Below are 26,367 nucleotides of genomic sequence, written 5' to 3' on the forward strand. Positions count from 1 at the left end.
CTATACGAAAAAATGGAGGTTTTGTAACTTTTATTTTTTATTATGATTTTTTTTAGTGTAACGTTTATTTAAATCTTGAGGTTGACGCGCTTCCATAACTACTGGAAGAATCACTGGTTTACGCTTTGTTTGCTCATATAAAAATTTTCCAAGAGCATCACGGATAGAACCTTTGATTTCTGCCCAATCAAATTCTTTTCCAGAAAGATATTTATCAACAGTTTCGTTGACCAACTCACCAGCTTCACGCATCAAATCACGTGAAGTTTTAACATAAACAAAACCACGAGTGTGAACACGAGATTTACTGACGATTTTACGTTCAGTCTTAGAAATTGTGATAACGGCAATGAAAATACCATCTTCTGATAACACTTTACGGTCACGTAAAACAACTGAACCGATATCTCCAACTCCTGAACCGTCAATCATAACATTTTCAGCTTGAATAACACCAGATGGAATCATGTCTCCATTTTCTAAACTGACTGTTTCACCACGTTTAGCGATAAAGATATGTTCTGGTAAAATGTCCATTTCCATTGCTAAATCAGCATGGGCACTAAGTTCACGATACTCACCTTGGATTGGAATCAAATTTTTTGGACGGAAGATATCAAGTAAGAATTGCAAATCACGAGCATTCGCGTGACCAGATATTTTCAAATCTGAAGCCAACATTTTCATGACTCCGCCAGCTTTATAGATTTCATTTTCAATACGAGCAATTGTTGTTTCATAAGAGACAGATGGACTTGTAACAGCAAGTACTAAATCTCCATCTTTAATTTTAACGTATTTATGACGACGATGAGCCATGTCTCCAAGAGATTTAAGTGGTTCACCCATTCGTCCTGTTTCTAAAATAACTAACTCATTATCAGCATATTTTTTAATTTCTGCTGGTTTAATAATTGATTTTTTATCAACAATTTGTAATTTGTTAAGACGAGTTGCTGTTTCGATGATTTGGTCCATATCTTCGCCTGTAAAAGCAACACGACGACCAAGTTTAATGGCAGCATCAATCGTTTGTTGAATTCGACCTAAATTACCTGCGTTACAAGCAATAATGACCCGTCCTTCGTTGTCATCAATATAGTCATAAATTTTTTCATAAATTTCATGCTCGCTAGCAGATTGCATTGTTGACAAAGCATTTGGTGATGACGAAAGTAAAGCAAGGACTCCGCTATTTCCAATTTCAGCCAATCGGCGCATATTGGTACGATAGCCTTTTGCAACAGCTGGATCAAAACGGAAATCGCCTGTATAAACAATGTTTCCGTCATTTGTAGAAATCACAATTCCTAAGCTTTCTGGAATTGTATGTGTTGTTGAGAAGAATGAAATGACGGCTTTACCAAAATCAATTTCTGTATCTTCAGTTACAACATGAAAATCGTTGAATTTGCGACTGTCAGCATAATTTTTGACATTAATTTTTGCAAGTTCGATTGTTAATTCTGAACCAAAAACAGGAACTTTTAATTCAGAAACGATATAAGGCAAAGCCCCAATTGAATCAGCATGTCCGTGAGTCAAGAAAATTCCTGCGACACGATCCGCATTTTCTAAAAGATATGTAATATCAGGAATAACAAAGTCAACACCAAGTTGATCCATTTCAGCATATTTAAGTCCTGCATCAAGCACAAAAATTTGCTCTTCAACCTCAACTAAATACATGTTCTTACCAAATTCACGCACACCACCTAATGGAGTGATTTTAATATTAGACATAAAAACCTTTCTTGTCAGTGTAATTTATAATTTTTTCGATATAAAAGAATCTGTAAGTTATTGACAAATTCTGTCAGTAAATTTACAGTCCTGTTTTTAGCAATTTCCTTGCCATATTCACTCTCGAAATCGGTCGAGTGGGACAAGCGATATTGAAAAGATAATTCTACTTAGAATTAAAATAAAAGAGATTGGCATTCCAATCTCTACCGAGATACACTAATATAAGTTTAACCCAAAGCAAGTAAAAAAGCAAGTCAGTTTCATTTTTTATGGGTCTTACTTTTTTTCTAATCAAAATAGCGATATAATGGAAGGTAAGTTTTAAATGACAAGGTGGAAATTTTATGCAGATTACTTTCTTAACACAACTTGATTGGTTAATTCGATTAATATTAGCTGGGGTATGTGGATATGCCATTGGTTATGAAAGAAATAGCCGTTCCAAAAATGCTGGTACACGTACTCATTTAATTGTTGCTTTGAGTGCTGCTTTAATGATTATTGTCTCAAAATATGGTTTTATGGACATCATCAGTACCCATGGAGTCAATCTTGATCCTTCCAGAATTGCGGCTCAAATTGTAAGTGGTATTGGCTTTTTAGGAGCTGGAATGATTTTTGTTCACAATCAATCCGTTAATGGATTGACTACTGCGGCTGGAATTTGGGCAACTTCTGGTATTGGGATGGCTATCGGTTCTGGATTATATTTTATAGGTATTGTAGCTACTTTACTTATTTTACTTTTTCAAATTATTTTACACCAAAATTATCGATGGATAAAATCAGCGACAAGCGATCATCTTATTCTTCAATTAGAAGATTTTGAAGGTCTTCAACTGTTGCAACAACAGCTGAAAGAGGAAGATGTCAAAATTCTTAGTATAAAAGTTGAAAAAAAATCAAATAATTCTTTAAAAACAGAGCTATATTTGAACTTACCAAAAGCTTATGAAGTCGCTTCGTTAATGAGTCTTTTGGAATCGAATGATAAGATTAAATCAATTGAATATTGACCAACTTTTATAAAGAAAAATACCCTAAAAGGGTATTTTTTAATTTCCAATTTTTTCAAGAATTGTTTTACTTTCCTCAGTAGTACAAACTACAAGTGGTAAACGTAAGCCACCAACTTCATATCCTTTTGCATTCAAAACCGTTTTGATTGGAGCCGGACTTGTGACACTAAAAAGTGCATTTATTTTGGGTAATATTTTTCTTTGGATAGCCGCTGCTTTTTGAATAGAGCCCTGGTCTATTTCTGCAAACATTTCAAAAAATTCTTGACCTAGGATATGACTGGCAACCGAGATTACACCCTGACCTCCCAAAGCTTTAGTGTGAAAAGCTAGCCCATCTTCTCCAGTATAAACCAAAAAGTCTTTGGGTAGCTTTTCAATGAGATAAGCCAGATTATCAGTATTTGTACATTCTTTGATGGCAATTACATTTTCCAGTTCTGCTAAACGTAAGATGGTCTCTACCTGAATTTCAGTGACCACCCTTCCTGGAATATTATACAAAATAATTGGCAAATCACTCGCAGTAGCAATGGCTTTAAAATGTTGATAAATTCCTTCTTGGGAAGGTTTGTTGTAATAAGGAGTCACTGCAAGTCCCGCATCGATATAACCAAGTTCAGCAACTTCTTTGACAAATTCAACCGAATCACGTGTGTCATTAGTCCCAACACCCGCAATTAATGGAATACGGCCAGCCACTATTTTATTAACCGCAGCAAAAATTGCCAATTCTTCATCATGAGTAAGAGTAGGCGATTCAGCCGTTGTTCCAGCTAAGATAAGGCCTTCCGTATGATTAGCAAGTAAATCCTCAATGAGCTTAGGAAATGCTCCAAAATTAATTTGGCCATTTTCTTTAAAAGGGGTCACTAGGGCCGTGATGATACGTGCATTTTGTAATTTTTCAATTGTTTCTTTTGCTGACATAATTTCTCCTTATGTGTGAGCTTACTGACAAGCTCTTGTCAAGAGGTCAAAAAGAACCTCTTTTTATGCAAAAGAGGCTCTCAAAAGTTCGTCAAAAATGATTTTGATTAGCTCTCCTTTCTGTCAGTACTGACAGAAAGACAGTCTGTAGGATTTAACCACACAGCCCAAGAAAAATTTTGTGACAATTTTTCTTTCGGCAAAGAACGCCGCCATCAGCTTCAGTGCGTTCACCGCTCCACTAACTTCTTCGTCTTCGCAACCTCTAATTTTATTTGACCCATTATAGCATACTTTAGTAAACGAGGTCAAAAATTTTATTTTTATACAGTCTAATTTATTATTATTCTTTCGCAATTAATTGGATGAAATCTTTGATAACACGGCGATTTGGCTCATGAATATTTTTTGGAATTTCTTTAAATTTAAACCATTTCAGCTCTTCAACTTCACTCATTTGTGGTCTTAAACTCCCTGTGAAATCTCGACAAATATAATAAATGCCTGGCATATAAACTTGGTCCATATTGGGATAAGTTATAAAACGGTCTTGTCCTGAATAAATTCCTAAAAGCTCAAGTTTACCTGCTTTTAGTCCCGTTTCTTCAAATAATTCTCGGCGAGCAGTCTCCTCAAGTTCTTCACCAACTTCTATACCACCCGCATGTAAAGCCCAAGTTCCGTTATCTTTACGTTTTTGTAAGAGAATTTTTTCATCAGAATAGACAATAACGCCAGCTCCCAGATAAATCAAAAGCTCATGACCAATTTTTTCACGAATTTTACTGATATAACTCATTTAACAGAGCTTATTTCAGTTCAAATTTTAACTCATGAGTTGGTCTAACTAAGCCACGTTCATGTAGCGTTTCAGCAATTTGAACAGAATTCCAAGCTGCTCCTTTGAGTAAATTGTCAGAAACTACCCAAAGATGAATCCCATTTGCTGCATCCAAATCACGGCGAATACGACCCACAAAAGTTTCACGACGACCAACTGAATTAATGGCTTGTGGATAAATTTGATGAGCAACATCATCTTCTAAAACAGCTCCTGGGAATTCAGAAATCAAACGTTTAACCTCAGCAATATCTGCTACTTTTTTCGTTTCAACATAAACTGACTCAGAATGACCGTAAAGAACTGGAATTCTGACACAAGTTGCCGAAACCGCAATTGAATCATCTTCCATGATTTTCTTGGTTTCATTTGTCATTTTCATTTCTTCATAAGTATAATCGTTGTCAGTAAATACATCAATTTGTGCAAGCGCATTGTAAGCAATTGGATAATGTTTTTTATCTCCAGCAGACGGTAAAATTTCTGCTGACAATTCTGTCAGTGCTTTTCCATCAAGTGCTTCTTGGAGTTCACGATTTGTTTCATTAATTGCTGATTGACCCGCACCAGAGACCGCTTGATAAGTGCTGACAATTACTCGCTCAAGCCCATAAGCTTGACGAATCGGCTCTAAAGCAACCATCATTTGAATCGTTGAGCAATTAGGACAGGCAATTATTCCATTGTGTTTTTCCAAAGCATGTGCATTAACTTCTGGAACAACCAAGGGGACATTAGGGTTTTGACGGAAAAATGAGGTGTTATCTACGACAACAGCTCCAGCTTTTACAGCATAAGGGGCATATTTTTCTGATACTGAGCCTCCGGCTGAAAAAAGAGCAATATCAATGCCTTCAAAACTCTCCTCAGTCAATTCTTCTACAACAAGCTCTTGCCCCTTAAATTCAACAATTTTTCCTGCCGAACGTTTACTTGCAAGCGCACGTACGGTTTCTATAGGAAGTGTAGATTCTTCTAATTGTTCAAGCATACGTGTACCCACGGCACCAGTAACACCAACGACGGCGATATTATATTGTGTCATAATTGTCTGTCCTTTTCAGTAAATTATAATTATTATAGCGCTTTTAAGTTATAAGGGCAAGAAAAAATCTGCCTTTCGACAGAAATTTTTGTTTTTATTTAAACATAAGTTTAAAGACTGTAGCTGCAATTACTGCACCAACGATTGTGGCAACAACTGGAACCCAAGCGTACCACCATTTAGCGTCTTTATTTTCACCAACAACTGATTGTGGTAAGAAGCTATAAACGATACGAGGACCAAGGTCACGTGCTGGATTCAATGCTGCACCAGTTGGTCCACCAAATGCTGTAACCAAACCAACAAACATCAAACCAATAGCAAGCGCACCAATCATTTTAGATGATGAAGCGCCTGAAACAGAAGCCCAAATTTGGCTTACTGTTGCATTCGCTGTAACATCAGCTCCTTGTTGTTGAGCGTAGCTTGTCATCCATTTGATTGATTCTGCACCAAAGAAGTTCGTTGTAAAACTGAGAATTCCGAAAACAAATACAAACATACCGATTACTTCATTGATAAATCCGTTAAAAATTGCTTTTCCACGATTTGAACCATTATCCAAAGCGTTAGTTGTTGAAAAAGCGCCTAAAGAAATTGCTCCGTCATTAGTTTTAGCTAAGTATTCTTTATAAATCGCTACAACAAGTAATTGACCAATAATTGCACCAATAAGTTGTGCCAAAATATATTGTGCAACATGTGCCCAAGGGAAATAGCCAGCTGAAGCGAGTCCAATTGTAATTGCTGGGTTAATATGTGCACCTGAAACATTTGCAAAAGCAAGTACAGGAACTAAAATCGCAATTCCATATCCCCATGCAATTGCAAGACCACCCATGCCCTCATTTTTAGAGCCTTTGAGGGTTACCCCAGCAATTGTACCATTACCAAGCAAGACGAGAAGCATAGTTCCCAATCCCTCAGCAATATATTTTGTCATCCATGAAACATCCATGATAATTTCCTTTCTATTTTAAAAAATATATAAAGATGTTGACACTTCAATTTTATCATATTTTTCTTAACTCTTGCTAATAATAACATCGAAAATATAATTAACTCCTACAATAGATTGTTTATATATTTTTTCAGCATTGTATTCATCTGATTATAACAAGATTTTTTTATTAATTATTTTAATCGTTACGTAAAAAAAGCCCTCTTTCGAGGGCTTTTAAAGGCACTAAAAGTGTGTCAAAAAGGTTCACACAATTTGACAAATACTCACGCTTCCTGCGCGGAAAACCCAATTTCCCAGTATTCCTTAGCTTCGAAATTCTACAAAGTAGAATTATTCGACTCATCGCATAGTTAAATTTTAACATATTATGCTAAATGAAACAAGAAGCCAATCAAAATTCCTACCGTTCCCACAAAACTAAGGATACAAATAGTAAATCCTATCGTAAAATAATTCTGACCATATCCATTATAATGAACCCTTTTAGTTCTTTTCCCACGATAAATGATTAAAGATATTACTGACAGAACTGTCAGTAAATATTGGATTGGCTGATTTTGTCCATACATTAAGTTCAAAATTGAAGCTACTCCCACAACAATTGCAAGTAAAATCCCCATCTTATTTCCTTTCTATTTTTTAATTAAAATTTACTGACAGACTTGTTTGTAATCAAAAGAGCTCTGACAAAAAATCAGAACTCCTTTTTCAATATTAGTCAAGCTCTTTGTATGCTTTAACTACATTTTCAGCAGTAAATCCGTAAGCTGGAAGAACGATATTTGCTGGTGCCGAAGCGCCCCAAGTATCTACTGTAACTGTTGCACCATCAAGTCCAACATATTTACCCCATCCGTAACTTGTACCAGCTTCAATCGCTAAACGACGTCTTACAGCTTTTGGTAAAATTTCTTCGCGATAAGCTGCGTCTTGTTCGTCAAAAATATTCATTGAAGGCATTGAAACGACACGAATGCCAGAACCTAAAGTTTTCTTAGCTTCAAGAGCTAATGCTACTTCTGAACCAGTCGCAATGATGATTCCTTCAAGTTTTCCTTCTTCTTTGGAAAGAATATAAGCCCCACGATTCAGACCTTCTTCAGCCAATTCATAAGTATCAGGTAAAACTGGAAGATTTTGACGAGTCAAAATAAGTGCGGTTGGGCGGCTTTTACTTGATGCAGCACGACGCCATGCAGCCACTACTTCATTTCCATCAGCTGGACGAATTACATCCAAATTAGGAATTGAGCGAACAGAAGCTAATTGTTCAACAGGTTCGTGAGTTGGACCATCTTCACCAACAGCAATGGAATCATGTGTCCAAACATAAGTGACTGGCAAGCTTTGTAGAGCAGCCATCCGAACAGAAGGAAGCATGTAGTTTGAGAAGACGAAGAATGTTCCGCCATAGACACGAGTTCCACCATGCAAAGCAATCCCATTCATAATGGCTCCCATTGCAAATTCACGTACACCAAACCAAATATTACGTCCAGCATAGTTATCTGGCATGAAGTCTTCTTCAACTTTAACCATTGTATTATTTGAAGCCGAAAGGTCAGCAGACCCACCCCAAAGATTTGGCATTTGAGCTGATAATTCTTGGATAGCTTCTTGTGAAGTTACACGGCTGGCCTTGCTTGTTTCCATTTCATGCTTGGTCAAAGTAAGCTCTGGTGTCTCATTTTCAAAAGCTTTTGCATACTGCTCAGCAAGCTCAGGGTATTTTTCAGAATAATCATCAAAAGTACTGCGCCATACTTGCTCCATCGCTTCACCACGCGCAACTGTCGTTTCTAAAAAGCGTTTTGATACTTCTTCAGGAACTGTAAATTCAGGGTAATCCCAACCATATGCTTTCTTGGCAAATGCAACACCTTCAGCTCCAAGAGGAGCTCCGTGAACTGCTGAAGTTCCTTGTTTTTCGGCACCAAAACCAATGACTGTTTTAACTTCAATGATTGTTGGTTTAGATTTTTCAGCTTTAGCCACTTCAACAGCTGCTGCGATTTCTTCTAAATCATTTCCATCTTTTACCAATAAATGTTGCCAGCCATATGATTCAAAACGTTTTTGAATATCATCAATAAATGACATTGATAAGTCACCATCTAGAGAAATATTATTTGAATCATAGAAAAGAATCAATTTACCAAGTTTCAATTTACCTGCAAGTGAAGCTGCTTCTTGTGAAACACCTTCCATCAAATCACCATCACCATTTAAGGCGTAAGTGTAATGGTCAACAATATCAAAACCAGGTTTATTGTATTGTGCTGCTAAATGTGCTTCAGCCATTGCCATTCCGACAGCATTGGCAATTCCTTGTCCTAAAGGACCTGTTGTTGCTTCAACACCATCTGTATGATTAACTTCTGGATGTCCCGGTGTTTTTGATTGCCATTGACGGAAACCTTTTAAATCATCAGTCGTTACATTATAACCTGCCAAATGTAATAAACTATATAACATTGCAGAACCATGACCAGCAGACAAGACAAAACGGTCACGATTTGACCATTTACGACTTGTCTTAGGGTTCACATTAAGAAATTTGCTCCAAAGTACATAAGCCATTGGTGCAGAGCCCATTGGAAGTCCAGGATGTCCTGAATTTGCTTTTTGAATCGCATCTAATGATAGAGTACGAATCGTATTTACAGCCAATTGATCAGTAGTATCAAACATAAGATTTCTCCATATTTTTTATTTATACTCACATTATAACACAAGTTAGAAACGGTTTTCATTCTCTGAAATTAAAATTTTTTTCTTTTTTTATGTTTTTATATGAAAATCTTTTTAATTTTGGTGGGAAAGGTTGCGGTTGACCTGTTTTATAAATCTTCAAAAAATTTATTTTTTCAATTATAATTCTTTGCTTTTTGAATTAATTTTATCTCTTCTATTCAAAATCAAACTCGTCATTAATACAATCAAGAGAAAAATTATTATAAAGGAAATTAATGCTATTGATCCAGCTTTGCCAATTCCCCCAAGCAATCCTCCTGAAACAATATAATCTGAATCTGCAAAGGTCGATGCAGAATTCGCTCCAAACGAACCTAAAGCAGGCAGAATTAAAAGTGGACCCCAAGCTAACAGTAATCCATTCGCTGTTGAGCCGATAATCGCCCCACGCAAACCTCCAAAAGCATTGCCATAAACTCCTGCTGCTCCTCCACAAAAGAAGATACCAACAACACCAGGAATAATCACAGTTGTTCCTAGCCAAGCATTATTAGCATAGAAATAACTCCAACAATAAATGAGACAAAAAATCCAATTAAAACAGCATTGGGCGCATAAGGAAATACTATTGGAACATCTAATGCTGGTTTGGAGTTAGGAACAAGCTTTTTAGCAATCCCTTGAAATGCTGGAATAATTTCTGACAAAATCATACGAACACCTTGAAGAACAACCACAAATCCTGCTGCAAAAGTCCCTGCTTGAATGACCGCATAGACAATATAATTAGTTCCAGCAGACAAAGCTGGACTTTCAACAAAATGAGGACCTGCAATTAAAGCTAAAATAATATAGACAACCATCATTACTAGAGAAATAGAAACAGTAGAATCTCTCAAAAACCCAAGGTTTTTAGGGATATTTAATTTTTCAGTTGATTTTTCTGGATCCTTATTTCCAAATTTTTCTCCAAGCCAACCGGATAGAGCATAGCCTATATTGCCAGTATGGCCCATTGCAACTCCATCATTACTAGTGATCTTCCGCATATAGCGTTGAGTTAGAGCGGGTGTGACTGTCAGCAATGTTCCTTCAAATATTCCTCCTAACAAGATTGTCAACCAACCATTTCCTAGTCCAGCAGAAATAAGTACAACAGCTGACATTGTTGATACATAGAGCATTGCTTGCCCAGTCAAGAAAATATATTTAAATCTTGTAAAACGTGCAAGTATTACATTAACAATAAATCCCACAATCATAATTAAGGCTGCTGGTGTTCCATACTTCACTAATGCTAAAGCAACCACCGCTTCATTGGAGGGCACAACTCCCTTAGCATTAAAGACATGTTGAAACATCGTTGCAAAGGGATTCAATGAGGTAACTAATATCCCCGCACCTCCGGTCAAAAACAAAAAACCTGCAAATGTTTTAATTGAACCTTGGATAACTGTACTTGCTGTTTTTTTCTGCAAAATCAATCCCAACATTGCAATTAATCCAACTAAAAGCGCTGGAGTAGTTGCGACTGATACAATAAAGTTTAAAATACCATTCATTTTATTTTTCTCCTCTAGTCTAGAAAAATTTTGTACTTTATAGATTCGATTTATTTTTTCTTATTGATGACTTATGTTATTTTCATCAAGCACTTTATAAAGTGCTTCACGCGCAACTTCTTTATCAATAATTGACTGAAGTGGCATAATTTTTTCTGTTGGAATATTAGGAAGAGCAGATACTAATGTTGCCTCAACAAAAAAATAATCCGCTGCATCTGGTGTTGCTGACCCAACATCCATATGCTCCAATTCGAAATTATCAATATTTACTCCTGATTCTTCTAATAATGACTGAATGTTCATTTGAACCATAAAACTCGTTCCTAACCCAGATTGGCATACACATGCAAATTTCATATTATTTTTCTCCTTCTTCTTCTAAAAGTATTTGTTCAACTTCTGTTGCATTTGTTGCTGCAAGTAACTGACCCAAGCGTTCTTTATTTGATAATATCTTAGTAAGTGTTGACAAAGCTCTAAGATGGGTCTCATTATCAATAGCTGCTAAAACAATAAAAAGTTTAATTTCATGCTTATCATCGTTCATTAACTTTACTGGATGTTCACATCTTAAAAATGACATTCCTAATTTTTTGACCCCTTCCTCTGGACGAGCATGAGGAAGGGCAATTCCCAATCCTAAGTCAATATAAGGGCCGAAAGCTTCTACTTTATCAATAATAGCTTTGATATAACGCTCTTCAATTTCATGTTTATCAAGAAGGGGCTGTGCAGCTAATTCAATTGCTTCTTGCCAGGTCAATTCTCTATTGGTAAAATTTATTTTTTCTTTTGTAAGTAAATCTGTTAGCATAACTCCTGATAGTTTCCCTTCTTTTCTAGTACGATTTAATTTTTTTTCAATAATTTTTATTAAATCCAGTTTACTTGCTGGTTTTTTTATAATAATGTAAGGTTCTATTGAATCTAAAATAGTTTGAGCAGATGGTTTTATAAAACCTGGGAGCTGAAAATCTTGTAAAACTTGATTATAGAGCTTATTTTCTTCACGCTGCTCTGGAAAAGCTGACATAAGATAAACTTTTTTGTCTGACTTTACAGGAACCGTTGAAAAAATAATATCATATGAATTTATAGGTAATTTTTCAAAATGAGAGACTCGAGCACTCAGAATAAATTCCATTGTCGGGAATAAACTCTCTAGTCTTTTTTGCATAATTAAACTCGAACTGATTCCATTTACACAGAGTACAATTGCTTTTAATGATTTACCTGAGTACTTATTTTTATAAATCTCTCCACCAAATAAAATAACAAAATAAGCTTTCTCAGATTCTGAAATTTCACCGACCTCTTCTTTTAATGGTTGAAGGACGTTATCCATCAGTAAAAACAAGGAGTAGTACTCTTTTTTTATCCGTTCAAGCAGGACATTTTTTAATTCAAAATGATTTTTTAATCGATAGTATGCAGGAGTTAGGTGAGCTAATAGTGCCATAAAGGTCTTTGTGAAATCATCGAATTCAATTGCTGCTAATTTCATAACATTTTCCATAATGTTAAAGGCCATTCGGTATAAACCATTGTCTTGCTCAATTGTATTTTTTCCATCCGACATCCCAATAATTAATGATTTGAGTAGCTCATTAATATTTTCACTCCCCTTTTCAAAACCTCTACACTTGAGCAGACTTGCAAACAGTAATGTCGAAAGATATCGACTATAAACAATCTCAATCTGTAGTTCTTGCATTATCTTTTTCAATAGCTGATTATTCTTAAAAATAGTTAATGGATCCTTATCATTTAAAACTTTTGATAAGGTATAAAATCCTGCGTCCTCAGATAAATTTTGCAAATAATACCAAGCCTTCTCCTGTAAAATTTTCTCCTCAAAATTAAGGTAAAATCCTTTTTTTCTTGAATATTCAATCTGAATATTTTTGCTCATAAGCTCCTCTCTAAGTTTTTTTAAATCACTTAAAACCGTATTTTTACTTACTTGAAGATATTTTTGAAAAAGAGCTATTGAGAGGGAAGATTCATTTGTAAAAATAAGTAGATATATAAGGGAACGTCTTTCAACTTCTGATAAAATAAATGTCTTTTGATTGATAGAATAACGAGTTTCTTCAAAATTTTCTATTTTATCAAAAATTGCTAAGCATTCATTTTTATAATCTAATTTTTTTAAACCTTGATTTTCTAATTTTTGATTAAATTCCTCCAATATTCGATAAAATTTTTCTTTATCTAGATTAGTGACCTCCAATATTCGCTCTAATTTCCATAATTTATGTTTTGAAAAAAAGAGAATGTCTAAATCATAATTAATCATAAAAACGCTCCCTTGTATTTTTTATTATAACTCAATTATTTTACCAAAATATAGCGCTTACAGCCCAAATTACTTTTACTTAATAAAAATAATTGGACTGAACTTTAGAAAATAAAAAAACTCCAAAAAATGAAGTTTTTTATTATTCAAGAGGGAAAATTAATAGCTAATTTTTATTTCTTAGCTGCCTTAAATGCTGCCATAAATTTCTTTGCATTTTCAGTAACCCCACTATAATTGTTGTTGGCTGCTGGAGCTGTAACCCCACCTCCAGCACTTACAGCTACTGCTCCTGCTGCAAACCATTCAGCAACATTATCAACATTTACTCCTCCCGATGGAAGGATATTAATATAAGGAAATGGACCTTTTAAGTCTTTTATCATTTTGGGACCTGTAATATCACCTGGGAAAAGTTTGATTAACTCTGACCCATATTCTAAAGCTTTTTGAGCTTCGAGTGGAGTTAAAATTCCCGGAACATAGGGAATCTGATAAAGATTACATATCTTTGCGACTTCTTTGTTAAAACTTGGACTGACAATAAATTGAGCCCCTGCAACAATGGCCAAACGAGCAGAGGTCGGATCTAAAACTGTCCCCGCTCCGATCACTACATCTGTTCCTAGATACTTGGCTACCAAATCAGAAATAACTTCGTTAGCTCGCGGAACTGAATAGGTCAATTCGATAGAAGTGATTCCTCCTGAGACGACAGCTTCTACGATTTTTAATGCTTTTTCGCCACTCTCAGCTCGGACGACCGAGACGACTCCTGATTGAATCACTTTATTTAATAATTCTGCTCTTTGCATGACTACATCTCCTCATAAAATGCTTTTAGTTCTTCTTTTGTGGGATAACCTTCACTATCTCCTGAGCTTTGAACTGCTAATGCTCCAACGGCACAGGCGAGCTTGACGGCTTCTTTTAAGGTTTTTCCTTCAAGTAAGGCAGACTCAAGACCAACGGCGAATCCGTCTCCTGCTCCAACCGTATCAACAACTTTTGCTACTTTAAATCCAGAAACAAAATATTGTTCACCATTTTTTAATTTTACAAAAGCACCGTCAGCACCTAATTTGACAACTACAATCTTTGTGAGAGGGCTTTGCTCAAGGTAAAAATCAGCGATTTTTTCTGGTTCAGATGAACCGGTCAAGATTTCACCTTCATTTATTCCTGGCAGAATGACTTGATTTTGCTTTGCTAAATCATTGATTGTTCTTATCATTTTTTCTTGATTGTCCCAAAGTACAGGTCGTAAATTAGGGTCAAAAATGGTTAAAATATCTGCTTCATTTAATTTTTGATTGAATGCTTGAAAAGTTTTTAAACTAGTTTCTGAAAGGGCTGGAAAAATTCCTGAGAGATGCGCAATTTTTATCCCTGATAAATCTAGAGCTTTTAGTTCAGCAATGGATAAATTGGCCGCTGCAGAATTTTTGCGATAATAATCAACTTTTGGGTCGCCCTCACTTACTTTTTGTTTTAAATAAAAGCCTGTTGAATAGTTTTTATCTTTGGTGAGATAGGTCGTTTCAATCTCCGCTTTTTTGACTGATTCAATAATAAAATTCCCAAATGAATCCTCTCCGACTTTAGAAAGGTAAATTCCTTTATGTCCTAGACGACTCAAACCAATCGCAACATTTAGCTCCGCACCAGCTAAATATTTGCTGAAATGCTCAGCTGCATCTAAACTTATATCTTGATTTTCTGAGGCAAGAACTACTAAAGGTTCGCCAAGTGTTATAAATTCAGTCATTACTTAGAGTCCTCATCTTTGAAAAATCCAAAATAATCATGCACATTATTATAACTAATATCTTCAATCATTTTTCCAACAAGTGCTTCATTATCAGGGATTCTACCGTTTTCAATCAACTGTCCAACAAAATTACAGAGGACGCGACGGAAATATTCATGACGTGGATAACTTAAAAAGCTCCGTGAATCTGTCAACATTCCGACAAAATTGGACAATAAACTTTGTGAAGCAAAAATCTCTAATTGGTTTTCCATTCCTTTTTTGGTGTCATTGAACCACCAACCAGCTCCAAGTTGTAACTGTTGCACTCCTTCACCTTGAAAACAGCCAATCAATGTGGCTAATTCAAGCCAATCGTTTTGATTAAGGGAGTAGAGAATGGTTTTTGGTATGGTTTCAAGTTCTGCTGCTTTGCTAAAGAGTTTGGTTAATTCCTCAGAAATATTAGCTTGAGTACCCATACTATCAAATCCAGTATTTTCACCAATTTTACTTAAGGCTGGGCCATTGATAGAACGGTTGACGTTAACATGGAGTTGCATTGTCCATTCAAATTTTTTATTTAATTTCATAATTTCAAGGATTAATGCCGTAATGTATTGATTATATTCTAGGTCTGTTAAAGTTTGATTTTCTTTGGCTTTCTGAAGGATAGAATCTAAATCCACGTTTTTAGTTTCTGCAAAAGTATAGGTAGATAAGGAGTGGTCAGACAAACGTCCACCAAGGCTTGTGAAAAATTCAAATCTTTGTTCAAGTGCCTTAATCATCGTCTTAAAACCTTTTATTTCAATTCCAGAAACTGCTGACATCTCTGTCAAATAGTCTGCAAAATGTCCGTCAGTAATCGAAATTAAATGGTCTGGTCTTAAAGCTGGTAAAACTTTGAAATCTTTTTCCTCTTTGGCTAATAATTTATGATAAGAAAGCGTTGAAACAGGGTCATCTGTTGTACAAACAACTTTTACCTGTGAATTTTTAATCAATGCGCGTGGTCTGAAATCATCTGTGGCAAGCATTTGGTTCGCTTCATCCCAAATTTCTTTGGCTGTCTCGCTTGAAATCAACTTATTAATATGGAAAAATCGTTTTAATTCCAGATGAGTCCATTCATAAATTGGATTACCAAATGATTTTTCAAGTGTTTTAGCAAATGCTAAAAACTTTTCATAATCCTCTCCATCTCCAGTAATCAATTTTTCAGGAATGCCATTCGCACGGAGCAAACGCCATTTATAATGATCCCCACCTAGCCAAATTTGTGTTAAATTTTCATATTTTTTATTTTCATAAATTTCTGCGGGTTCAAGATGGCAATGATAATCGATAATTGGCATTTTTTCTGCATGTTTGTGAAAAAGCATCTTGGCACTTTCATTCGTTAGTAAAAAATCTTCTGATAAAAATTTCATGATTCTCCTTTATTACTATTAAAAGTTAATTCAACTTCGTAAGTTTTTGATTCATTTGATTTTAAGCTGATATTTCCTTCTTTTTGCAAGAGTTCTTGTTTTTGATTGAGAATATCAGGCAGTCCTTGGAAGGGTTCAATACAGAGGTAAGAAAGATTTTCGTCTTCTTTTGTCCACAAGCAAAGATAAGGGAAATCCGCCATTTTCATGGTCATTTGATAATCTGTATCTTGTGAAAAAAGTTTTACCTTCTCGATTTTATTGTCAAAAATGACGAGCCCTTTTTCAAAGAATTCTCTTTCAAGTGGAAAATTACTGACAGCTTTATTAATTTCTATGATTTTTCCCGAACGATAAGGAAATGGATTTTTGACAATTTCAAATTGTTTTAAAGTCCTATCTTTAGTTTCAAAGGAAATCTGGTAATCTTCAAAATTTGCTGATAGGTTAAAAGCTGGATGAAATCCTAAGGCAAATGTCAATTTTTTTACTGACAGATTTTTTATTTCAAATTGAATCTTCAATTTTTTACTGACCAGTTGATAAGTGACTTTTAATTCAAATTGAAAAGGGTAGGATTGATAAGTTTCCTCATTATCTTTTAATGACAAACTTATCTGGTCTTCTTTCTGGTCAATAATTTCAAAGAAATAATCTGAAGCAAAACCATGTTGTTGCATCGGATAAATCTTCTGGTTCAGCAAATATTCATCATCAGTTGAACGTCCAATAGCCGGAAATAAAATTGGGGCATGTTTTGGCCACTCAGAGCCATTCCAAATAAAATCAAATTTATTTTTATTCTCAATTACATGAGTTAATTCGGCCCCTTTTGGATTAATTTGAACAGTAAGCTCATTATTTTTTAGTGTTAACAATTGATTTTCCATCGTTTTTCTCCGATAAATTTACTGACAGCGCCTGTCAGTAAACTTTTAAGCTTTTGTCATTAAATGTCTGCTTGGTCAGGCCAACATTTTTCATAAGAGTGACCTGTCAGTAATTCAACGACCTGACGTGTTTCAAGAGTTACATCAACTTTTGAGCCTCCTTCTTCAAGACGTTGCAATTCTGCTTTTAAAATATCATGATTGGCTCGATTAAGTTTAAAGGTGCGAGCTGCAATCAATGCGGCTGCTAACAAGCCAATTGGAACAAAGATGAAAATCAACATAATTCCGTGTTGAATACCTAATGGTGTATTTGCATGAGTCGTCATTGTTGTGGAATTAAATCCAATTTCTTCAAGAGCCCAACCAGCAATATATGTTGCAAGTGCCCCTGTTGATTTACGAAAGAAAGTCATGACAGAAGCATATACGCCTGCTTTATCACCATGTGTAAAAATTCGGTCAACATCGGGTATAAAAGGGAAAACATTCCAAGGAGTAAATTCTAAAATTCCTCGTCCAAGTTGATAAATAATGGAAACAATCACAAGCATCCACATTGGATTATTAATCCCTGTCAAATAGATAACAAAATAACCTAACATGGCCACTATAATCGCCAAATAACTCAAAGTAAATAAATATTTCGGACCACGAGTGACCATTAATTTTACTGCGGCAATGGTTGATAGAATACCAAATGCTGAGAGTGCTTGGAGAACCCACGGAGCATTTGCCGATGTTCCGGACAATCCAATCACGATAAAAGTTGGGAGCAGTGTAGAATAGAAATCTTTTCCTGTAAATGAGAGGAGATAAACCAATAAATGTTTTCTGAATGATTTATTTTTGAAAGTGCCAAAGTAATCTGTCACTGTTTTTTTCATAAATCCACTAAATCCAAGTCGTGGTTGAGCATCTAATTCTGCTAGAAATTCTGGAGTTAAAGGACGCTCCCAGCTTGCTCGCCATGAAGTGAAAATGGCAATGACAAAAATGACCGTCCAAGTAATTCCCGTATAAAGATAAGCATTAGGATTATTAAATGACTTAAGTACAGCTAAGGTAAAGAAGACAATAGCCGTTCCAGTTGCTGAAATAAACATTCGACTCCCTGAAAGAGTGGTTCGTTTTTTATAATCAGGCGTCATTTCCGTAGGCAAGGTTTCCCAAGGAATTAAAATCATGGAAATCGCTACCTCAATAGCAACATAAACCCAAAGATAATATTGCCAACTGCTAGTTGAAATCCAAAACATTGGAAATAAAATCGCAAATAATATTCCGCCAAGTGCAATAAAGAAATGACGTCGGCCATATTTTCGTCCTAATCTTGTTCGATAAAAACGGTCAGTAATTGCCCCAAAAAAGAGGGACCAGATGGCATCAATAATCCGACCAATTCCCAAAACTGCTCCTGTAAAAAGAGGACTAATTCCTTGTGAAAGAACAAAGACAAAGATGACTCCTGAAACAATGTTATTCCAGCCTCCGCCCATTAAATCAGTCAAACCGTAAAGAAGACCACGCCTTGTATTGATTGCTTTTGGGGTATAAACCCATGAAGTTTTTTGTTTTTCTGCCATTTTAAACAGATTCTCCTATTTTTATATTTTTGTCAGTGAAAATTGACAAATTTTTCCATAAACTTTGTTAATTTGTGAACTTTGTGAAACGCTTACTCCAACGTTTTAATTTTAGCGGAGAGTATTCTCCGCACATTTTTTCACAAAAAGTTCTTTAAAATAGATTTCTTCATATCATTTTTATTTACTGATTCGTTTTCTCAAGCGCCTCCCAAAGCCCATTAAGATAACTTGCTCCAAGTGCTCGGTCATATAAACCGTAGCCTGGGCGTCCTGTTTCTCCCCAAATCATTCGACCATGGTCTGGACGAATATAGCCATCAAAACCATTATCATACATGGCTTTCATTATTTTATACATATCAAGCGAACCATACTCCGACAGATGAGGAGCTTCATAAAAATCTTTTTCACCACTTGGCAAAAATTTAATATTCCGCACATGTGCAAAAGGAATTCGGTCTCTTTTGACAAATTCAGCCATAATTTCATAGACATTATTAGCTGGATCTTCAGCAATCGACCCCGTACAAAGCGTAATCGCGTTTGACGGACTATCTACAACATTACATATCCAATCTAAATCTTCCCGATTTTTCACCACCCGAGGAAGCCCAAACATCGGATAAGGAGGGTCATCAGGGTGAACCGCCATTTTAATCCCAACTTCTTCACATGTAGGAATGATTGCTTTTAGAAAATAAGCAAAATTTTCACGCAATTTATGCTCATCGACATTTTTGTATGCCTCAAAGAGTCCTCTGACTTCTGATAATCTTTCAGGTTCCCAACCTGGGAGTGAAAAGCCACCATCCGCTGCTTGAACGCGGTCAATTATCTCCTGAGGGTTTGCTGGAATATCCCTAGCAATAAAAGCCATTGTTTGTGAATTATCAGCTAAACGATAATCCAAATCTGATTTCAACCAGTCAAATACAGGCATAAAATTATAGCAAATCACTTCAATCCCAAACTCAGCAAGATTTCGAATCGTTTCTTTATAATTCTCAATATATTTATCACGAGTTGGCAAACCAATTTTGATATCATCATGAATATTGACAGATTCAATTACTTTTAAACTTAAACCTGCGGCTTCAATTTCTTCTTTAAGTGCTTTGATTCTCTCCTTTGGCCAAATTTCTCCCGCTGGAATGTCCATAATCATTCCAACGACTCCTTTAACACCTGGAACTTGGGCAATTTCAGAAAGTTTTATCTTATCTGCATTTGAACCAAACCAACGCATTGTCATTTCCATTTTTTTATTCCTTTATCTTATTTATATAAAATCAAATAGCGTGCTATAGCTTCCCACCAAGCGGTAAGACCTGCTGAAAGTTTTACGTCAATGATTTCGTAATTTTGATTTTGCAAATCTGCCAAAACTTTATTTAAAGCTTGATTAAAAAGTTGGTCAGTTTTTTCTTTTCACAATTTGGCAGAAATGGAAAACTGATAGCAGTATTTTTACTGACAGCTCAAAATTAAACATTCTGTCAGTAAATTTTCAGATATTTTTTACTGACAGTTCTAAATAAGTAGTCTGTCAGTAATTTTTTCCGTGTTCCTTTAGGACATTTTGTAGCGTCTTAAGCACTGCTCCTTTGCCTTGAAGCATTTGCTTAAAGTAATTTTCAATCTTTTGAGCTAGCCCTGTTTGGTACATCTCATTTGGAAAAATTTGGTGATTAGATAAGATAGGTTTTAGAATATCATGAATTTCTTGCTGACTACCATCTAATTTTACCTCGGCAACAAAAGCTTGCAACTCTTCAAGAAGAGGGTCAGGACTTGGAGAAAAACTTTCTAACTCATCATTAATTCCGATTAAATAACGGCACCAAGCAGCAATGACTAATGGAATAAATTCCAATTCTTTAACAGAAAATCTTGGATTGGCAATATAGTGTCCAATCGTTATGCCATAGCGAACAGGAATTTTTTGTGACGTATCTGCCGCAATTCTCTGTGGTGTATCTGGAATATTTTTATTTGGTAAACGTTTAGTCAATAACTGGTCAATAAAATCTTTCGGATTGATAATTTTCGGATTCTTAACCACAGGCAAAGCCTCGCCATACCCCAAATTCTTAACAAGTGCTAACAAATCTGGATTGGCAACTTCTTCCCAAATTGAATGATAATCTAATAAACTTCCAAAAATAGCTAAAGCGGTATGCAAGGGGTTCAAACAAGCGGTAACTTTCATCTGATCAGCATCATTGACTGTTTCACGATCAGTCAAGATAACTCCAGCTTTTTCTAATGCCGGCCTGCCATTTGGAAAAGTATCTTCAATCACTAAATAATGAACTTCTTCCGTATTACCAAAAGGAGCAATATTTGTATGTTTTTGACTATGTAAAATTTCTGTATCCTCAAAACCATCAGCTGTCAGTAATTTTGCAACTTTTTCAGACGGATTGGGTGTAATTCGGTCAATCATTGACCAGGGGAAACTAACTTTTTTAGGATTGATAAGGTAATCATAAAAATCTTGTTCTACGATTTCATTTTCCACCCAAGCTTTAGCAATGGTCAAAATCGCTTCTTGCAATTTCAAACCATTTTCTGAAAAATTATCTGTACTGACCATGGCAATCGGAAATTTACCAGCTTTAAATCTTGCATAAAGGAGATAAGTAACGGCCCCCATATTGGTTTTAGGCTTGCTTCTTCCTTGCATATCTTCAAGTGCCAAAGGCGTCAATTGGTCTTTTGAATCCCGTAGTGAATAACCTTTTTCTGTAATCGAAAAAGTTGTCAATTGCAAAGATGGATTTTCAAAGACTTTTGTTAAATGAGCCCAACCCTCGGTATTTTCTGCATTAAAATAAAAACTTTCAGCAACACTCGCAATCAATTCTTTGTCAAAAGCTCCATCTGTTTTCATTGTCACTGACAGAAAACGATTATTATAGGCCCGATAGATTTTATCAATTACCTCATCATCATAAGTTTCAGCCACAATAAGACCTGAGTTGAGTTCTCCTTGATTGAGTAAGTCTTGGACGACAACCGCATGGAAACATCTAAAAAGATTTCCTCCACCAAAGTGGACCCAGACTGGATTATCAGCTGTTGACTCTATAACTTTGTCTTGATTAAAGTTAGGAATTTTAATTTTTGCTTTTTTAAATTCCTCACCCTTTATCAAATAATCATCAAGCAATTTCACCATGATTTCTCCTTTAAATCTCGAAAAGTGATATATCAGTTTTTCTTCTACGAAAACTAGTATATCACTTTTAAGAAACCGTTGTCAAGAATATATTAAAAAAAAGACATTATTTTAAAAGAATACCTTTATTATTTGACTTTACCGCCCCTCTGCTCTATAATTACAGAATGAATGAATTGAATTTTAATCTACAGAATCAGGCCTATAAACAAATTACAGGCAAAATTCTCAGGAATGAATATCGTCCTGGACAAAAAATTTCACAAAAAAATATCGAAATTGATTTGCAATTAGGCCGAACTCCTGTCAGAGAGGCACTTCTTCGTTTACGTCGTGATGGACTCATTTATAGCATCCCTCAATCAGGGACCTTCGTCACAAAAATTGATTTAGATGCTGCCATCAATGCTCGATTCATTCGAGAAAATTTAGAAGCCAAAATTGTTTCCGAAGCTGCGGCTTTAGAGAATAATAATCTTTTACTCAACCAAGCACGAGATGCAATTGAACTTCAAGAACAATATGCTGCTAAAGCTGAATATCACAATTTTTTTAACGCTGATGAAGAATTTCATAAAACTTTTTATTTAATGACTAACCATGCCCAAGTCTGGGACTGGCTTCAAACCATTAATATTCAGTTCAATCGTTTCCGTTGGTTACGTCTTGCGATTTCTGATTTACCATGGAATACCTTGATTGAGCAACACAAGGAAATACTCTCCGCTGTTGAAAATCATGATGGAGAAAAAACTGTCACAGCGGCTGCCAAGCATTTGCACTTGATGTTTGACGAAGAAATGGCAGTTTTACAAGCTTTTCCTGAATACTTTGATAATTTACCCGAATAAAAAAACTCTGCCGGAATTCCAACAGAGTTTTTTATAAGTAACTAATTTATTTTACATTTTTAGAATCTGGAATTGAAAATGAAGTAAAGAAAGCAATAATAACAAGAATCAATCCTGTGACAATTCCAGAAATATAACCAGAACTACTTCCACCAACACTGGTATGTAAAAGCGTTGGCACTGCGTACAAAATAATGAAACTGATACCAGCTCCTAAATTAAACATTCCTGCATTTAAGCCCGGAAGATAACCTGGATTATCCTCTGGTGAAAGCACGATTCCCAGACCATTTAACATAATATTTGTTATTCCAGCATAGGTAATCCCAATGAAGGTAGATACCAACAATAAAAGCCAGATTGAAGGTTGTAGCACTCCAACAACGGCCAAACCAATACCGATAATCGTCGTTAAAAGTCCAACCCGAAGGACTTTTGTAAAGCCAAAGCGAGCAGCCAAGAATCCTGAAACAGGTCCAAAGAATAAGCCAGCAAGCGCATAAGGAGTAAGGGTAACAAGAGAAACCATATCTGCCCCAAGTCCCAAACCAAACTTACCATCTTGACCCAAAGCTGGAATAATACCATTCATAATTGCAAAGACACCAGTCATCGTTAGGAGAGTTGTAATTAATAACCCCCAAGTTCTTCTTTGTTTCAAATAATGAATAGGAACCATTGGATGATTCACTCGTTTTTCAACTTGCCAAAATCCAACAAAACAAATCAAACCTAAAAGAGCCAAGACTGAAGCTAAAAGCCAATTAGGAAGTCCAAGATTTCCAAAACTTCCTTGCAAGGCATTCACCGCACTCAAGAGCGCACCCATTGCCAATACTAAAAGAATGACTCCGCTCCAATCCATTTTTGGTCTATCTTTTGCAGTTGACTCTTGCGTTCCAAAACTTACTAAAAGAATAGCAAGTGCCGCAGTAATTCCCATAACAAAAAATACAGAACGAAATCCACCATGACTTACTAGCCAACCACCTGCTAATGCATCAACCCCAGCAATTCCACCATTGATTGAAGTGAGTATGGCCATTAATTTTGCATATCTCTTCTCATCACGCACTTTCACATGCAGAATAATTAAACAAAGCGGAACCACAGGGCCAGCAGCACCTTGTAAAATACGACCAATCATCAAAATCCCCACATTTGTAGCAAATCCTGAGATAAGACAACCAATCATTGTCAAAGTAAGCATTCCAATTAGAACTTTTTTTCGTCCAATCAAATCCGCCAAACGAGGCAAAAATAGAGCAAATAAGGCCGCAGCTGTAAAAAAGATGGTTTGTGTTAGTGCTATAGACGAAGCTGTCGTGTGTAATTGGGTCTGCATGGTAACCAAAGCAGGCGAGAGCATTGAAGCATTGAGCTGAAAAGCAAAGATTGCTACCAATAGGGCCACCATTAAAGCCACTATTGAACCCGCATTATCACTAGATTTTTGAGGAACAGTATTTTCTCCCATTTTTTCTCCTTTTTTTAGAGGATAAACTCTTTTTAGTTTTACAAACCTAAAAGAGCCCCAGCTATCTATTATATTATAAATTTTACTTTTTGCGAAGTTTAAAAATGTCACTTGGACAAATTTATATTTTTATTCATTATTCATCTTTATTTTTAAAAATAAAAAAACTCTGTCCTAGCGACAGAATTTTTGTTTTTATACTACCATTGGTGCTCATCAACATTATCTTTATCCACAAGATAGATTGGCGAATTTATCATATGTGCTATTTTTTTACCTTGATAATAATCATAGGTAGCTTGCAAAGCCATTTCACCAATTTTAGCCGGTTGTTGAGCAATCGTTGCGGTCATTGTCCCTGCTTTTATAGCATCATGTGTTTCAGACTCACCATCAATTCCAAAAATGGCTATTTTTTGTCCGGTGGCTTGCACAGCTTTAGCTGCTCCCAGTGCCATTTCATCATTTTGCGCAAAGATTGCTTGGACGTCTTTATGAGATTGGAGCATATTTTGAGTGGTATTTAAACCAGTTGTTCTGTCAAAATTAGCTGATTGGCTGGATAATATATTTAAACCTAAGGTCTTAGCTTCACTATTAAATCCTTTACCACGGTCTATTGTTGCCGAAGCTCCTGGTGTTCCAGAAAGTTCCAGAACTTTTACGTTTTTCCCAACCAATTTTTCAACGGCTTGAGCTGCCATTTTTCCAGCGGCCACATTATCAGAGGCAACGGTTGTTAAAACTGTTCCACCATTTGAACCTCTATCCATTGCAATCACTGGGATATGCGCATTGTTGGCTGCTTTAATGGCTGGAACAATGGCATCAGAATCTACAGGATTAATTAAAATCGCATCCACATTTTGGCTGATGAAATTTTGAACATTATTTAATTGTGTTGCAGAATCATTTTGGGCATCAGAAACCGTTAATTTTGTATTTTTTTCTTTGGCCATTGATTTAATCGCATTGTTCATTGAAACAAAATAAGGATTGTTTGTTGTCGAAATAGAAACACCAATATTTAATTCATTTGGTTTCTTATGCGTTACCTCTTCTACTTTTTCTTTTCCATCACGGCCTGGAATGCCGGTATAAAGACTACATGCGGTCAAAGTTGAGACTGCTAAAGTAGCTACAAAAGCAAAAGTTAATTTTTTTACTAATTTCATGTTCAACTCTCCTATTTCCGTTTGCTACGAATGACATCGATAAGAACTGCAACGAGAATAACTAATCCTTGGATGACTTGTTGCCAAAAGGCTGACACACCAATTATATTTAAGCCATTATTTAGAACACCAATGATTAATACCCCAATCATTGTTCCAAACATTCGCCCTTTCCCTCCCATTAGAGAGGTTCCCCCAAGGACAACGGCAGCGATTGCATACATTTCATAGCCAGATCCTGCTTGTGGCGTTGCTGATGACAAACGAGAACTGATGATTAAACCAGAAATTGCGGACATTGCTCCAGATAAAGTGTAAATGGCAATTTTTACTTTATTTAGTTTAATTCCTGAAATATAAGCAGCTTTTTCATTACCACCCAAAGCATAAACTGATTTACCAAAGGCTGTTTTATGAAGCAAAATCCATAAAACAATGAAAACAAGAATCATTAAAATAACAGGGAAAGGAATACCCAGTAAATAACCTTGTCCAATATAGGCTAAGAAATAGCCATCCATGTGTTTAGTAATTGGATTACCATCAGTAAAAACAAGGGTTGCTCCGCGGTAAACCATTTGAGTAGCTAAAGTTACAATGAAAGGGGCCAATTTCCCATAGGCAATAAGTGCACCATTGATCGCTCCAAGAAAAGCACCAATGATTAACGCACAGACTACTGCTAGCGGTAAAGGCATTCCTTGGGCTATAAAACCTGCGGACACTGCACTTGAAAGGGCTAAAATTGCGCCAACTGACAGGTCAATTCCTGAAGTTAGAATTACGAAGGTCATCCCAAAGGCAATAAATCCATTAGCCGTGACTTGTAAGAGTAAATTTAGCAAATTGTTTGCCGTCATAAAGTTGGGATTGATACACGTAATGATAATCATCAAAACAATCAGAGCAATCATTGTC

Annotated in this window: 21 protein-coding genes, 1 pseudogene and 1 riboswitch; of the genes and pseudogenes, 2 read left to right on the forward strand and 20 right to left on the reverse strand. The window is 35.8% G+C overall.

Annotated elements, in window-relative coordinates; genetic code table 11:
• Positions 1 to 30: 30 nt before the first annotated feature.
• A complete protein-coding gene (locus MKX45_RS09285) occupies positions 31 to 1,743 on the reverse strand; it encodes a ribonuclease J (protein ID WP_003129410.1) in 1,713 nt (570 codons plus the stop codon).
• A 347-nt stretch (positions 1,744 to 2,090) separates the two neighbouring features.
• Here MKX45_RS09285 and MKX45_RS09290 point away from each other — a divergent pair, with 347 nt between their 5' ends.
• Positions 2,091 to 2,762: an MgtC/SapB family protein gene (locus MKX45_RS09290; RefSeq protein ID WP_010906063.1), complete on the forward strand. Its 672-nt coding sequence runs from the start codon at positions 2,091 to 2,093 to the stop codon at positions 2,760 to 2,762.
• A gap of 39 nt (positions 2,763 to 2,801) precedes the next feature.
• Here the strand turns inward: MKX45_RS09290 and dapA are convergent, their stop codons facing one another.
• The 16 genes and pseudogenes from dapA to MKX45_RS09370 all read right to left on the reverse strand — a co-directional run bounded on the left by dapA (position 2,802) and on the right by MKX45_RS09370 (position 21,946).
• The gene (gene dapA, locus MKX45_RS09295) at positions 2,802 to 3,695 is read right to left on the reverse strand and encodes a 4-hydroxy-tetrahydrodipicolinate synthase (RefSeq protein WP_057720030.1); all 894 of its coding nucleotides are present in this window, start codon (positions 3,693 to 3,695) and stop codon (positions 2,802 to 2,804) included.
• A gap of 100 nt (positions 3,696 to 3,795) precedes the next feature.
• Positions 3,796 to 3,971, reverse strand: a riboswitch (Lysine riboswitch).
• A gap of 67 nt (positions 3,972 to 4,038) precedes the next feature.
• Positions 4,039 to 4,494, reverse strand: a complete 456-nt coding sequence (locus tag MKX45_RS09300; RefSeq protein ID WP_057720032.1) for an NUDIX hydrolase — start codon at positions 4,492 to 4,494, stop codon at positions 4,039 to 4,041.
• A gap of 10 nt (positions 4,495 to 4,504) precedes the next feature.
• The gene (locus MKX45_RS09305; protein ID WP_057720033.1) at positions 4,505 to 5,581 is read right to left on the reverse strand and encodes an aspartate-semialdehyde dehydrogenase; all 1,077 of its coding nucleotides are present in this window, start codon (positions 5,579 to 5,581) and stop codon (positions 4,505 to 4,507) included.
• A 94-nt stretch (positions 5,582 to 5,675) separates the two neighbouring features.
• Positions 5,676 to 6,539: an MIP/aquaporin family protein gene (locus MKX45_RS09310; protein ID WP_057720035.1), complete on the reverse strand. Its 864-nt coding sequence runs from the start codon at positions 6,537 to 6,539 to the stop codon at positions 5,676 to 5,678.
• Between the two features lie 371 nt (positions 6,540 to 6,910).
• Entirely contained in the window at positions 6,911 to 7,165 is a 255-nt protein-coding gene (locus MKX45_RS09315) for a hypothetical protein (protein WP_038601548.1), read from the reverse strand.
• 94 nt (positions 7,166 to 7,259) lie between these two features.
• Positions 7,260 to 9,236 carry a transketolase gene (tkt, locus tag MKX45_RS09320; RefSeq protein ID WP_015426770.1) on the reverse strand — a complete coding sequence of 659 codons (1,977 nt, stop codon included), beginning with the start codon at positions 9,234 to 9,236 and terminating at the stop codon, positions 7,260 to 7,262.
• A 180-nt stretch (positions 9,237 to 9,416) separates the two neighbouring features.
• Positions 9,417 to 10,801 (reverse strand): annotated as a pseudogene (locus MKX45_RS09325) (PTS ascorbate transporter subunit IIC).
• A gap of 60 nt (positions 10,802 to 10,861) precedes the next feature.
• Positions 10,862 to 11,161, reverse strand: a complete 300-nt coding sequence (locus MKX45_RS09330; RefSeq protein ID WP_012898229.1) for a PTS sugar transporter subunit IIB — start codon at positions 11,159 to 11,161, stop codon at positions 10,862 to 10,864.
• A 1-nt stretch (position 11,162) separates the two neighbouring features.
• Positions 11,163 to 13,103, reverse strand: a complete 1,941-nt coding sequence (locus MKX45_RS09335) for a BglG family transcription antiterminator (protein ID WP_057720041.1) — start codon at positions 13,101 to 13,103, stop codon at positions 11,163 to 11,165.
• Positions 13,104 to 13,276: 173 nt separating this feature from the next.
• Positions 13,277 to 13,918 carry a bifunctional 4-hydroxy-2-oxoglutarate aldolase/2-dehydro-3-deoxy-phosphogluconate aldolase gene (locus MKX45_RS09340; RefSeq protein ID WP_017864827.1) on the reverse strand — a complete coding sequence of 214 codons (642 nt, stop codon included), beginning with the start codon at positions 13,916 to 13,918 and terminating at the stop codon, positions 13,277 to 13,279.
• Positions 13,919 to 13,920: 2 nt separating this feature from the next.
• Positions 13,921 to 14,871, reverse strand: coding sequence for a sugar kinase (locus MKX45_RS09345; RefSeq protein ID WP_057720045.1), 951 nt, complete (start codon positions 14,869 to 14,871; stop codon positions 13,921 to 13,923).
• Complete coding sequence (gene uxaC, locus MKX45_RS09350; RefSeq protein ID WP_340817105.1) at positions 14,871 to 16,286, reverse strand: glucuronate isomerase; 1,416 nt, start codon at positions 16,284 to 16,286, stop codon at positions 14,871 to 14,873. The genes MKX45_RS09345 and uxaC overlap by 1 nt, the downstream gene beginning before the upstream one ends.
• On the reverse strand, positions 16,283 to 17,176 hold the full coding sequence (locus MKX45_RS09355) for an aldose 1-epimerase family protein (protein ID WP_057720049.1): 894 nt from the start codon (positions 17,174 to 17,176) through the stop codon (positions 16,283 to 16,285). The genes uxaC and MKX45_RS09355 overlap by 4 nt, the downstream gene beginning before the upstream one ends.
• A 59-nt stretch (positions 17,177 to 17,235) precedes the next feature.
• Complete coding sequence (locus MKX45_RS09360; RefSeq protein WP_057720051.1) at positions 17,236 to 18,762, reverse strand: MFS transporter; 1,527 nt, start codon at positions 18,760 to 18,762, stop codon at positions 17,236 to 17,238.
• A 184-nt stretch (positions 18,763 to 18,946) separates the two neighbouring features.
• Positions 18,947 to 20,023, reverse strand: a complete 1,077-nt coding sequence (gene uxuA / locus MKX45_RS09365) for a mannonate dehydratase (RefSeq protein ID WP_015426778.1) — start codon at positions 20,021 to 20,023, stop codon at positions 18,947 to 18,949.
• Between the two features lie 288 nt (positions 20,024 to 20,311).
• The gene (locus MKX45_RS09370) at positions 20,312 to 21,946 is read right to left on the reverse strand and encodes a mannitol dehydrogenase family protein (protein WP_340817106.1); all 1,635 of its coding nucleotides are present in this window, start codon (positions 21,944 to 21,946) and stop codon (positions 20,312 to 20,314) included.
• 167 nt (positions 21,947 to 22,113) lie between these two features.
• On the opposite strand from MKX45_RS09370, the gene MKX45_RS09375 reads away from it, so the two are divergent.
• Positions 22,114 to 22,797, forward strand: coding sequence for a GntR family transcriptional regulator (locus MKX45_RS09375; RefSeq protein WP_340817107.1), 684 nt, complete (start codon positions 22,114 to 22,116; stop codon positions 22,795 to 22,797).
• A gap of 46 nt (positions 22,798 to 22,843) precedes the next feature.
• Here the strand turns inward: MKX45_RS09375 and uriT are convergent, their stop codons facing one another.
• The 3 genes from uriT to MKX45_RS09390 all read right to left on the reverse strand — a co-directional run bounded on the left by uriT (position 22,844) and on the right by MKX45_RS09390 (position 26,363).
• The gene (gene uriT, locus MKX45_RS09380; protein ID WP_340817108.1) at positions 22,844 to 24,274 is read right to left on the reverse strand and encodes a uridine transporter UriT; all 1,431 of its coding nucleotides are present in this window, start codon (positions 24,272 to 24,274) and stop codon (positions 22,844 to 22,846) included.
• Positions 24,275 to 24,474: 200 nt separating this feature from the next.
• A complete protein-coding gene (locus MKX45_RS09385) occupies positions 24,475 to 25,449 on the reverse strand; it encodes a substrate-binding domain-containing protein (RefSeq protein WP_057720056.1) in 975 nt (324 codons plus the stop codon).
• 11 nt (positions 25,450 to 25,460) lie between these two features.
• Complete coding sequence (locus tag MKX45_RS09390; protein ID WP_003129433.1) at positions 25,461 to 26,363, reverse strand: ABC transporter permease; 903 nt, start codon at positions 26,361 to 26,363, stop codon at positions 25,461 to 25,463.
• Positions 26,364 to 26,367: the final 4 nt, after the last annotated feature.

Origin of the sequence: Lactococcus sp. FSL W8-0209 (assembly GCF_038006585.1) — a bacterium.
Lineage (GTDB): Bacteria > Bacillota > Bacilli > Lactobacillales > Streptococcaceae > Lactococcus > Lactococcus lactis.